This is a genomic window from Leptospira saintgironsiae, assembly GCF_002811765.1.
Taxonomy (GTDB): Bacteria; Spirochaetota; Leptospiria; order Leptospirales; family Leptospiraceae; genus Leptospira_B; species Leptospira_B saintgironsiae.
This window is the reverse complement of record NZ_NPDR01000001.1, coordinates 284,984-297,130: the sequence shown is the minus strand read 5'-3', so window position 1 is coordinate 297,130 and position 12,147 is coordinate 284,984. Positions and strand designations below refer to the sequence as shown.

Here is a 12,147-nt window from a genome sequence, read left to right as displayed (position 1 = left end):
TCCCTTTTTTTTGATTTGAAAGAAGCCTAAGGCTTCAAGATATTTCATGACAATGAGACGCATATCGCTTTTATCATCCACCTCTTTGTTGATTTTACTGTTTGGATTCTTTTACATCGATTTTGCAATTTATGGAAAAAGTCAGTCAACCGACACAGCCTCGCCTTCTAGTATCCAATCGGGGCCGATGTTAGGCTACTCAACTCATAAAGAAGTGAAAATTTGGGTTCAGACTAAGAATCCTTCTAAAGTTTATGCGAAATATTTTATTTCCGGAAATTCAGAACAAAGTCATGTAACTCGAGAAGTAAATACAGAACATCATAAAGGGAATGTTGCTCATTTGATCGCGGACGTATTGGAACCTGGAAAAACATACGAATATATAATTTATGTAAACGGAAAATACCAAGAACCTAAGTCGGAACAAAAATTTAGAGCGCAACCTATTTGGATAGGAAAGCCAAGTGGTCCTCCGGATATCAAATTTGCATTGGGAAGTTGCGCGTTCGTAAACGATCCTAAATACGATACACAAGCAAAACCATACGGCGGAGAATATTTTATCTACAAATCCATCTCTGCTCAAAAGCCGGATTTCATGCTTTGGATGGGAGATAATATTTATCTAAGAGAACCTGATTGGGAATCTAGAACTGGATTCATTTATCGTTATACAGAACAAAGGTCTTTGGCGGAACTCCAACCATTACTTGCAAATGTTCATCATTATGCTGTTTGGGATGATCATGACTGGGGGCCAAATGATGGAGACGGCTCCTTTTGGATGGGTGCTACCGCAGAAGAAATTTTCAAACTATTTTGGGCAAACCCAAACTATTCGAAAAAAGGAATATACGGTTCTTTCACCTGGGGAGATGCACAATTCTTTTTGATGGACGATCGTAGTTTTAGGACTGCAAATGATAATAAAACTGGCCCCAGATCATTTTTCGGAGAAGAACAACTGGATTGGCTGGTGAATGGCCTAGCATTTTCCAAAGCGACTTTTAAGTTTGTAGTAGTTGGTGGCCAGGTCTTAAATCCGTTATCCGTCTTTGAAAATTATTCAACATATGCAGAAGAAAGGGAAAAACTTCTTTCCAAAATCTCCAAATTGAAGATAAAAAACCTGGTATTTTTGACCGGAGATAGACACTTTACAGAATTATCATATATTCAGGAAGGATTCGAATATCCAGTATATGATTTTACAGTTTCACCTTTAACTTCTTCTACACATCCACCGATTACCGAAAAAAATCCATTAAGGATAGAAGGTACAATGGTGGATGATAAAAGAAATTTTGGAACGATAGAAATTACAGGTCCCTTAAAACAAAGGAGCTTGGTGTTTAGAGTTTTTGATTCTGCCGGAATAGAACTTTGGTCCAGGGATATAAAGGCCAAATGAAAATCCAAAAATTTATGTTATATCTTCTTTCGGTTATATTCATTATTTTTCTGGGGCTTTTCGGCTTGTTATATTCAAATCAGGACAAGCTGATTTTCTTCCCTGAAATTTTGCCTGAGGATTTTCACTTCTCCTTCCCTTATACATTCCAGGAGGTTTCTTTAGAGTTAGAGGATGGAGAGAAAATATATGCATTATTCTTTCCCGCCCAAGGTCCTTCCAAAGGTACTGTTCTGTATTTTCATGGAAACGCAGGGAGTTTAAGAAGTTGGGGCGGAGTTGCAGAGGACTTTGTCCCAAGAGGTTGGGACCTTCTTATGACCGATTATAGGGGTTATGGCAAAAGTAGAGCCAAGCTAAGCGAGAAGGGAATGTACCAGGATGCAGAACGCTGGTATGAATATTTGAAAACGGATAAATTGAAAAAAGAAAATGAGATCATTCTTTATGGAAGATCTATAGGAACTGGAGTTGTAGTAGATTTAGGAACCAAAACAAATCCAGGTTATATTATATTAGAAACTCCTTATACTTCTTTGGCAGATCTAGCAAAAGAATATTACCCATTTGTGCCTGAATGGTTTTTAGCTTATTCTCTTAGGTCAGAAAATAAGATCGGGAAATTACATTCTCCAGTAACAATCATACATGGAAACGAAGACGAGATCGTTCCATTCAGACAAGGAAAGAAATTATTCAAAACCGCTTTGGAATCTGGAGTTAAAATAGAGTTTCTGGAAATAGAAGGAGGAAATCATAATAATCTCTCCTTCTTTCCAGAATACCAAAAGGGATTGGCTAATATTTTAGGAGCGGTCCATTTAAACCGAAGAAAATCAAATTCTCAGAGATAATCCGGGAATAACACTTTCAGTTTTGCAACAGTGTCCGGATTTCTGCGTTCAGGTGCTGTGATGATAGAATACTTGGTACTATTCTTTAAACTCAGATCATCTCCGTTTCCAAGTGCAGGGATCAGAGCGCTCAAAAGTTTTTTAGCATTTTCTGCGTTCTTTCCAAGGTTTGCCATCACCATTTCTGCAGTGACTGCTTCTTCATTTTCTCTCCAACAATCGTAGTCGGTGGACATACAGACCATTTGGTAAGCGATCTCTGCTTCTCTTGCAAGTTTTGATTCTGGAAGAACACTCATATTGATGATGTCTCCACCCCAAGAACGATACATATGAGATTCTGCTCTTGTAGAGAATAAAGGACCTTCCATACAAACCAAAGTTTTGTTTTGGTGGATCGGAAGATTTACTTTTGCGGCAGCTTTATTAATTCTATCGCTTAAATTTTGAGAGAAAGGATCTGCGAAAGGAGCATGAGCCACTACACCTTTTCCGAAGAATGTGGACTCTCTTCCTCTCGTTCTGTCTATGATTTGGCTTGGGAGGACGAAGTCCAAAGGTTTGATCTCTTCTCTCAAACTTCCAACGGAGCTAAATGCTACTATTTCCTCTACGCCTAAAATTTTAAGTGCGCAGATGTTTGCCTTTGTTGGGACTTCGTGAGGCATGATAAAATGTCCCACACCATGGCGAGGGAGAAATGCGATTAGTTTGTCATGGATCTTTCCGATCTTGATCGTGTCGGAAGGTTTGCCCCAAGGAGTTTCTGGAAGAACTTCTTCGACGAGTTCCATTCCATCCAGACTATAGAGACCTGTGCCTCCGATAACTGCAGCTTTTACTTTAGTCCCCATATCCTTCTCCTTGAATCGGAATAAATTCCATATATCGAAATATAGGTCCTATTGTAAAGAAGAAGGAAATGAAAAGGTTTTAGGAATTATCGCTCAATACTTTTAGTTCAGAAGCCTTCGTTTTGATCCGATCAATCTCTGAGTTTAAGCTAGCTGAATCTTCGTTAATTTCATTAATATCTTTTTCTAGTTGGGACATGGTTCGGATCATTTCTTTTTGGCCCAAGGATTGTTCTTTTTCAGATTCATGGATCTCATTTGAAACTGATTTGATACTTTCCAATTCACTTAAGAACTTACGGATAATATTTCTTTGTTCCAGATAAAGTTTGTTCATCTGAACGATCCTATCAGACGTTTCCAGGATTTTAAATTTTTGTTTTTCGGTCAGATCTCCTGTTTCTGCAGATGCAATTTTTGCTTCTTGGATAAAACTCTGAGACTGTCTTACGATTGCAGAAATGGATTTTGCATTTTCAGAAGTGAAATCTGCGAGCTTGCTGACCTCGTTTGCTACTACTGCAAATCCTCTCCCTGCTTCTCCCGCACGGGCAGCTTCAATAGATGCGTTTAATGCGAGAAGGTTCGTTTTATCTGCAATTTCTCCCATGATCTGGTTGATCTGATCCACCTTGTCAAAGGAGCCCGCGATATCAGCAAGATAGGATTTTGTTTTTTCAGCGGCGATTGTCACATTCTCCATATCCGCTTTATTATCATTTGCGAATGTAGAAAGTGCCTCACTATAACCTGTGATATTAGAAACTATTTCGCCCAACTTCTTAGAATCATCTGAAAGTTCGCTCAAACTAATATTCTGTGATTCAATCGATCTAGAAGTATTTGTAGAAGCGGCGGAAAGTTCTTCTAACACTGCATTAACTTCTTCCAAAGCAGCAGCCTGGGATTCCATCTTTTCTCCAGTGCGATTGATGAACTGTGCAAATTTAACGATAGAATCTTCCAAACTAATTGCAGAATCTTTAATGATTGTTTGATTCTCGCTTAATTTTTCGAGTAGCTCTTTGGAATCGGTATGGAGGCGATTTCCTTCTTCCGTTAATCTTAAAAATAATCTCATTAGCTGGGCAAGTATCACACTTGCAACAAATATGAATGCAATCTTGATAATCTCAGTAGAACCGCTTAGGTTATAGGGAAGTTTTGCTGCTTCCGGATCATTCACAAACCCGACGCCATTTTGAAGCGCACATACAAGAGCAATGATTGCACCTGCAGTAGAGAATGCTCCAACGATCAAAACGAAAACCCTTTCTCCTAAAAGACAGGAATAGATCATTATGTAAAAATAAATGAAGAATAAGACAACGTTCTTTAATGTCCCAGCTGCAACGTCCGGAGAAACGAAAGTGTCCAAGATCAAGGTGGCGCTTAGAACATTCACATCGAATAACACAAAAAGTTTATGGTATCCGATAGACATATTCCTTTTACGATTCACTACAAAATTGAAAATGCAGTAAATGCCCATGAAGGCGGTGCCACCTGCATGGACTAGAAATTGTAGAGGTTGAAAACTTTTATAAGCTCCCGCTAAGGAAATAATAAAAAGTAAGACCAAGCCCAATCGGATCCGGTTGATTACGATAGCTCCGTTCTTCCAGATTTGTAAAATCGTGGACTCGGTTTTTAGATGGGAAGTTTCCATTCTTACCTCGACTAAGATAAGTAGACGGAATTTCCCTAATCAGACTAACGTTGGTGTTCTTTTATTCGGAAGAATGTCCGCTCAATACTCTTAACTCTGAAGCTTGGCTATTGATCTTGTCGATCTCAGTGTTCAGTTTGGTGGATTCTTCACTGATCTCGTTTATGTCTTTTTCCAACTGACTCATTGTCTTCATCAACTCGTTCTGACCTAGAGTTTGTTCTTTTGTGGATTCCAGAATATCCGTGGACGCAGACTTGATTGTATCCAACTCGTTTAGGAAACTTTTGAGAATGAATTTTTGCTCCTTATAGAGCTCGTTCATTTGGACGATACGATCAGTGGTTTGGATCAGTTTGAATTTTTGTTTTTCAGTTAAATCTCCGGTTTCTGCTGAAGCGACTTTTGCTTCGTTGATAAAACTCTGAGATTGTTTCACGATAGAAGAGATGGATTTTGCATTTTCAGAAGTGAAATCTGCAAGCTTGCTGACTTCGTTTGCTACTACAGCGAATCCTCTTCCTGCAACTCCTGCTCTAGCTGCCTCGATAGACGCGTTTAATGCGAGAAGGTTTGTTTTATCTGCAATCTCCCCCATGATCTGGTTGATCTCATCAACTTTATTGAATGAGTTTGCAATGTCTGCGAGATATGAATTCGTTTTTTCGGCGGCGATGGTAACATTCTCCATATCTGCTTTGTTCTCTTCTGCAAATACGGAAAGTGTTTCGCTGTATTCTGTAATATCTCCTATGATACCTCCCAGCTTTTGAGAGTTGGAAGCTAATCCCGAAATACCTTCATTTTGAGTTTCAATCGATTGAGTATTATTGATAGAAGATGCAGAAAGTTCTTCTAATACTGCATTTACTTCCTCCAAAGCGGCAGCTTGGGATTCCATCTTTTCTCCAGTCCTTGCAATATAACCTGCAAATTCTTTAATAGATGTTTCTAAGTTTTCCGCTGAGTTGCGAATGATGTTTTGGTTATTTTTGATTTGAGTTAAGAATACTTGGGATTCTCCAAATAATCTAGAACCTTCTGCAGTGAGATTTTCGAATAATCTCATCAATTGGTATAGGATCACACTTGCAGTGATCATAAAACCGATCTTTACGATTTGAACGGAGAAGATCAGAGTGTCAGGGTCTTTTGCCTTACTTGCATTCTCAGTTAATATAAGTCCACTTTTCCAGCCTACATAAAGTGCGATTGCAACTCCGATGGCGGTCAATAAACCAATAAGAAGTACGAATTTTTTTTCTCCCAATAAAGAAGAATAGATCATTATATAAAAATAAATGAAGAATAGGATCATGTTTGCAAGGGTATCTCTCGCCACTATCGCACCGATACTACAGTCAGCAGCCATGATCGCAGAAAGAATGATTACGTCCAAAATCACTAATGTCTTTTGGAATCTGATCCCAACCTTTCCACCTCTCGCCAGAAAAAATTCGAAGATGCAGTATAATGCCATCAAACCTGTTCCCACAGAATGAGCGATTACCTGAGTGGGATGGTTTGTTTTAGAAACCCCGATCAAGGTTAGAATAAAAAGAACTACTAATCCTAAGCGGATCCGGTTGATAACGATAGCACCGTTCGTCCAGATTTTCGCTATAGACGATTCTTTAGAGATCGCGGAATTTACCATGGAATTCATCATTCACCTTCCGGCAGATTTTAATTTATTAAATTCGCCTAATATTAGTTTCGGATCTTAAGAATGAGAAGATCTCACTTCTTCTAAAATACGATCCATTTCTAGGATGCCTTCTTCAAATAAGGCCGGCCCAGGTTGTAAAATGATCGCAGGATCCATTTCGAAAATTTTATCGTTTTTGATCGCTGGAATGTCTCTCCATTCTTCTCTGGTGCGCACCCATTCGAAGTCCATAGGTTTTCCGCACCAGCTTCCGATAATCAGATCCGGTTTTGCATCAGCTACTTCTTGGAGACTTATAATCCTGTCTTTGGCCAAGGATTTTTCTTTCAAATGACCGAAACAATCTACTGCTCCTACAATCTCCAATAATTCGGAAACCCATCTGATCCCTGTTATAATCGGATGGTCCCATTCTTGGAAAAACACCTTAAGTTTTGGTTTAGAAGAAGAACGTTCTTTGATATCGTTTAATTTTTCCTTATACGATTCTACAAGTTTCGAAACCTGTTCCGTTTTTCCGATCAATGATCCCACCATCAAAATGGTTTGGAAAATTTCCTCCAAACTTCTTTGATTAGTGATCAGAACATTCAGTCCTTCTTTTACTAGATCATGAGAAAGTTGTGCCTGAATATCCGAAAAACCAACGACCAGATCTGGATCCAGTTCTTTGATCCTCTTAATGTTTCCGTTAATAAAAGCGGATACTCTAGGCTTTTCTTCTTTTGCCTGAGGAGGTCTTTCTGTATACGCGGAGATTCCCACGATCCTTTCTTCTTCTCCTAATAAATAGAGAAGTTCCGTGGTCTCTTCAGTTAAACATACGATTCTTTGCGGACCGATTTTACTCAACTGTGATACTTCTTCTTATCATCTATTAATTTTTCAACTACACTTGGATCAGCCAAGGTGGAGATATCTCCTAAACCTTCGAATTCGCCGGATGCGATCTTACGCAAGATCCTTCTCATAATTTTTCCAGATCTTGTTTTAGGAAGTCCGGGTGCCCAATGGATCACATCAGGTCTTGCGATCTTTCCGATCATTTTTTCCACAGTGGTTATCAGTTCTTTTTTAAGAGAATCATTTGTAGTCACACCTTCTTTTACTGTGACGTACGCATAAATTCCTTGGCCTTTGATATCATGTGGAAATCCTACAACCGCTGCTTCTGCAACGGAAAGATTTTCTACAAGTGCACTTTCTACTTCCGCTGAGCCGATCCTATGACCTGATACGTTAATTACATCGTCTACACGACCAGTGATCCAATAATATCCGTCTTTGTCTCTTCTTGCTCCGTCTCCGGTAAAATAGTATCCTTTATAAATGGAGAAGTAGGTATCGAAAAATCTTTTCGGGTCCTTAAACACTCCTCTCATCATGGAAGGCCAAGGAGATTTGATCGCTAAGTTTCCGGAAACTTCTCCTTTGGAGTTAATCTCTTTTCCTTCATCATTTAAAAGAACAGGTTGAACTCCGAAGAAGGGAAGAGTTGCAGATCCAGGTTTTTGTGCAATTGCCCCAGGCAAAGGAGAGATCATGATCGCTCCAGTTTCTGTCTGCCACCAAGTGTCTACGATAGGACATTTGGATTTTCCTACATATTTAAAATACCATTCCCAAGCTTCAGGATTGATAGGTTCTCCCACGGATCCAATCAATCTAAGAGTGCTTAGGTTTCTTTTTTCGATAGGATCTGTTCCTTCTCTCATTAATGAACGGATGGCAGTAGGCGCAGTGTAGAATACTGTAACTCCGTGTTTATCGATCACATCCCAGAATCTTCCCACATCAGGATATGTAGGAACTCCTTCAAACATGATAGAAGTAGCTCCATTAGAAAGTGGGCCATACACTAAATAACTATGACCAGTTACCCAACCAATATCAGCAGTACACCAATATGTATCTGTAGGTTTGATATCAAAAACATAATGAAAGGTCATATTGACCCCTAAAAGATATCCTCCAGTTGTATGAAGAACTCCTTTAGGTTTCCCTGTAGAACCTGAAGTGTATAGAATGAACAAAGGATCTTCCGAATCCATTTGCTCCGGCTTACAATAAGCAGGAAGATTCGGATCGTTTATTAAATAATGCCACCAACGATCTCTTCCTTCTTTCCAATTTAGTTCTGTTTCTTGTCCGGTTCTCCTGACAACGATCACATTATTTACTTTTTCAGAAGATTGATCCAAAGCAGTATCCACAGCTTTTTTGAGGTCTAGACTTTTTCCACCTCTATAACCTCCGTCGGAAGTTACGATCAGTCTTGGTTTACAATCTTCTATCCTACTTTGCAGAGCCTCCGGAGAAAAACCTCCGAACACTACAGAGTGGATCGCGCCAATTCTAGTACATGCAAGAATTGTAATAGCAAGTTCAGGGATCATTGGCAGGTAAACCATTACCACGTCGCCTTTTCTGATACCTGAACTTTTGAGAACGTTTGCAAACTTATTCACTTCACGATAAAGATCGTAATAGGTATAAGTTTTAGATTCTTGGGGATTATCGCCTTCCCAAATGATAGCCGCCTTATTTTTTAAAGGAGTATCTATATAACGGTCGAGGCAATTATAGGAGACATTCAATTTGCCTCCCTCGAACCATTTTACTTTTGCATTCTTAAAATCGTGATCTAAAACTTTGGTCCACTTTTTGAACCAGGTAAGTCGGGTAGAAGCTTCTCTGGCCCAGAACTTTTTAGGATTCTCTATGGATTCTTTATATAATGCTTTATAATCTTTGAGGGTGATATTTGCCGTTTTTTTGAAATTAGCGAACGGCTGGACGATTCTTTCTTTCGACATGGCTTATTCCTTCGCAATCGAATACGAAACTTTTTAATTTCAGTATTGTCCACTCATTCTCTAACCCACTTTTAGGAGAGTTTTTTATTTAAAATCGCGCCTGTTATGTAAAAAAAGAATTCTCCCCCGACCACATTTCAGCAGGCTCGCCTCAATGTCGGAAAAATTGGATACTCGGGAAAGTTTTAAGCGTAGGTTCTTAGTTTGGTTGGTACCTACCATTGTAGTTTTTTTACAAAGGATCATCGGACTCACCTCAAGAAAGGTAGAATTAGGAAAGGAGCATTTTAATTCTCTTTATCCTTTGAAGAAACCGTTTATCCTCTGTGTTTGGCATACGAACGTTCTTTATTCACCATACTTGAATAAGAATCGTAAGTTAGCAGTTTTGATCTCTGAATCTAAAGACGGAGATTTTATTACCGGAGTAGTGCATAGATTCGGTAACGGAAGTATTCGTGGTAGTTCTTCCAAAGGTGGATCAAAAGCACTTAAGGCAATGATCGTTCACTTGAGAAAAAATCTTCCTGCAGCATTTACTCCTGATGGGCCTAGAGGTCCAGCTTGGATTGTTCAACCTGGAGTGATTGCCGCGGCCCAAGTCTCTCAGGTCCCAATCTTACCTTTTCATTATGAATGTACAAAACAATGGATTGCGGAGAAGTCTTGGGACAAACATAGGATCCCAAAACCTTTCACAACCTTTGTAATCTCTTACGGAGAACCAATCATGATCCCAAGAGATCTAGATGAGGCTGGCTTCGAAAGAGAAAGATTAAAAGTGGAGAAAGCAATGCTCGAAAATAAAAGTCGAGCAGAGCAAAAAGCAGAAGAACTTAGAGTTAAATCTTCTTCTAGGTCGAACCGGTCCGAATTAAATCCAGAAACTCGCTCCTAGTCACCATATTCGTTTTAAATTCTCCGAGCATACAAGAAGTGAAAAGTTCGGAGTTTTGTTTTTCTACTCCTCTCATCATCATACAAAGATGTTTTGCTTTGATGACTACTGCAACGCCCAAAGGATCTAAAACTTCCATTAGGGCGTATGCTATTTGTTCAGTCATTCTTTCCTGAACCTGTAACCTTCTCGCAAATACGTCTACGATACGCGGGATCTTGGAAATCCCAATGATCTTTTTATTCGGAATATAACCAACGTGAGCCTTTCCAAAAAATGGGAGAAGATGATGTTCGCAGAGAGAATACATTTCGATATCTCGGACAAGGACCATACCTTGGCTGTCCTCTTCGAAAATTGCTCCATTCACAATTGTATCTATGTCCGCCTTATAACCAGAGGTCAGGAATTCATAAGCTTTCCGGACTCTCTTAGGAGTGTTTAAAAGTCCTTCTCTATTCGGATCTTCTCCGATTGCTTTTAATATACTCGTTACTTCGTTTTCCAAGGTGTCTCTCCGTTCTTCGCTTCGAAAATGTATGTAGTTAGACTCGTCTGGACAAGTCTTGGCAATTTACTTCTCTTTTCAAGGGGAAAAGCGATTGGCTTGCCATTCCGACTTCATCCTATACGATGGTTTAATTTTCCATGAAGGCTAGAAGGATCAAAATCGGATTTGATGCAAGGATGATTGCCCATTCAGGGATTGGTTCCAGGATCAAAGGACTTTTGAATTGGTTAGGAGATATTGCTTCTAAAAAAGGGATCCAGATTACGCTTCTGGGAAATCCCGATCTTATAAAAAAGAATCTTTCACCTAAGGCATTCGCTAGTTACGAAATCTTAGAATACGATGCAGGGATCTATTCTATCAAAGAATGGTTCGGCATTCCTGAAATGAAAGATTTTGACCTGTTGGATATCCCACATTTCAACGCGCCTTTAAAATTTCTAGATCGTTGTGTTGTTACCATCCACGATATCATTCCATTCAGAATGAAACAATTCCATTCTTCTTTTTTGAAACAAGCATATATGAAGATTGTGTTTTTGCTTATTAGGAGGAAGTCCAAAAAGATCATTACTGTTTCTGATTTTACTGCAAAAGACATTACAGAAGTTTTTTCGTTTTCTTCATCTCAGATGAAAACTATCTATAATGGCTTGGACTCAAAAACATTTTCTCCTAAAAGCGATTCAGAAAAGAAGAAGTTCCTAAAACAGTATGGACTCAAATCTGGATACTTGCTTAGCGTTGGGATCGGAAAGGAGCATAAGAATTTAGGATTTGTTCTTAAATCTCTTAAAAAACTTTGGTCCGAAAAAAAGATCAAAGCTGATTGGGTGATCGCAGGCTCCGGTGGAAAACTTCCTGACTATTTAGTTGAGGATGCAAAAGGTTGGGAAGATAGAATCAAATTAGTCCCTTATCTGTCGGAGCAAGAATTAGCGACCTTATATTCTGTAGCGGGATTACTTGTTTATCCTTCTTTATATGAGGGATTTGGATTTCCTCCTGTAGAGGCTCAATCATGTGGATGTCCTGTATATTCTTCTAACTCAAGCGTTCTTCCTGAAATTTTAGAGGATACTGCATTCTTCTTTGATCCAACAGATTCTCACTCTTTTGAAACTGACTTAGTTAAATTATTAGGATCTCCAAAACTTCTAAGTTCTAAAACCAAAGCAGGTCTAAAAAATTCTAAAAGGTTTGATTGGAAAAAATCTGCAATAGAAATTGTAGAAGAATATTTGCAGTTGTTGAAGAGCTGATTTAAGAATTTTTGAAAGAAGGTTTTCCGAGAGAAATTTTTCTTTCTTCTATTTTGAGTCGGATCGTTTTTCTTTCGTCTTCCGTATACATAGTCCATTTACCGATCTCTTCTAGGGTGCGATAACAACCCTCGCAGAGACCGGTGTCATAGTCCATATTGCAAATTTTGATACATGGAGAACGAACAATCATTCTAAGA

11 protein-coding genes are annotated in these 12,147 nt (G+C 39.0%); 4 read left to right on the top strand and 7 right to left on the bottom strand.

The features are described from left to right. The first annotated feature begins 52 nt into the window (after nt 1-52). Nucleotides 53-1,414 carry an alkaline phosphatase D family protein gene (locus CH362_RS01375; RefSeq protein WP_425269002.1) on the top strand — a complete coding sequence of 454 codons (1,362 nt, stop codon included), beginning with the start codon at nt 53-55 and terminating at the stop codon, nt 1,412-1,414. Next, complete coding sequence (locus tag CH362_RS01370) at nt 1,411-2,268, top strand: alpha/beta hydrolase (RefSeq protein WP_100708565.1); 858 nt, start codon at nt 1,411-1,413, stop codon at nt 2,266-2,268. Before CH362_RS01375 ends, CH362_RS01370 begins: the two co-directional genes overlap by 4 nt. Here CH362_RS01370 and mtnP read toward each other — a convergent pair. The 5 genes from mtnP to acs all read right to left on the bottom strand — a co-directional run bounded on the left by mtnP (nt 2,259) and on the right by acs (nt 9,276). Next, nucleotides 2,259-3,122 (bottom strand): S-methyl-5'-thioadenosine phosphorylase, encoded by an 864-nt coding sequence (mtnP, locus tag CH362_RS01365; protein WP_100708564.1) that lies wholly within the window; start codon nt 3,120-3,122, stop codon nt 2,259-2,261. The genes CH362_RS01370 and mtnP overlap by 10 nt on opposite strands. 79 nt (nt 3,123-3,201) lie before the next feature. After that, nucleotides 3,202-4,791, bottom strand: a complete 1,590-nt coding sequence (locus CH362_RS01360; RefSeq protein WP_100708563.1) for a methyl-accepting chemotaxis protein — start codon at nt 4,789-4,791, stop codon at nt 3,202-3,204. A gap of 61 nt (nt 4,792-4,852) precedes the next feature. Continuing rightward, a complete protein-coding gene (locus tag CH362_RS01355; RefSeq protein WP_208859528.1) occupies nt 4,853-6,448 on the bottom strand; it encodes a methyl-accepting chemotaxis protein in 1,596 nt (531 codons plus the stop codon). A 66-nt stretch (nt 6,449-6,514) separates the two neighbouring features. Continuing rightward, nucleotides 6,515-7,312, bottom strand: a complete 798-nt coding sequence (locus tag CH362_RS01350; RefSeq protein WP_100708561.1) for a cobalamin-binding protein — start codon at nt 7,310-7,312, stop codon at nt 6,515-6,517. Continuing rightward, a complete protein-coding gene (gene acs / locus CH362_RS01345) occupies nt 7,309-9,276 on the bottom strand; it encodes an acetate--CoA ligase (protein ID WP_100708560.1) in 1,968 nt (655 codons plus the stop codon). The genes CH362_RS01350 and acs overlap by 4 nt, the downstream gene beginning before the upstream one ends. A 154-nt stretch (nt 9,277-9,430) precedes the next feature. Between acs and CH362_RS01340 the strand changes: the two genes are divergently transcribed. Beyond that, nucleotides 9,431-10,174: a lysophospholipid acyltransferase family protein gene (locus CH362_RS01340; protein ID WP_100708559.1), complete on the top strand. Its 744-nt coding sequence runs from the start codon at nt 9,431-9,433 to the stop codon at nt 10,172-10,174. Here CH362_RS01340 and folE read toward each other — a convergent pair. Continuing rightward, complete coding sequence (folE, locus tag CH362_RS01335; RefSeq protein WP_008591026.1) at nt 10,131-10,682, bottom strand: GTP cyclohydrolase I FolE; 552 nt, start codon at nt 10,680-10,682, stop codon at nt 10,131-10,133. The genes CH362_RS01340 and folE overlap by 44 nt on opposite strands. A 140-nt stretch (nt 10,683-10,822) precedes the next feature. On the opposite strand from folE, the gene CH362_RS01330 reads away from it, so the two are divergent. Continuing rightward, entirely contained in the window at nt 10,823-11,947 is a 1,125-nt protein-coding gene (locus tag CH362_RS01330; protein ID WP_100708557.1) for a glycosyltransferase family 4 protein, read from the top strand. A 1-nt stretch (nt 11,948) separates the two neighbouring features. On the opposite strand, the gene CH362_RS01325 is transcribed toward CH362_RS01330, so the two are convergent. After that, entirely contained in the window at nt 11,949-12,140 is a 192-nt protein-coding gene (locus CH362_RS01325; protein WP_100708556.1) for a DUF1289 domain-containing protein, read from the bottom strand. Nucleotides 12,141-12,147 lie beyond the last annotated feature (7 nt).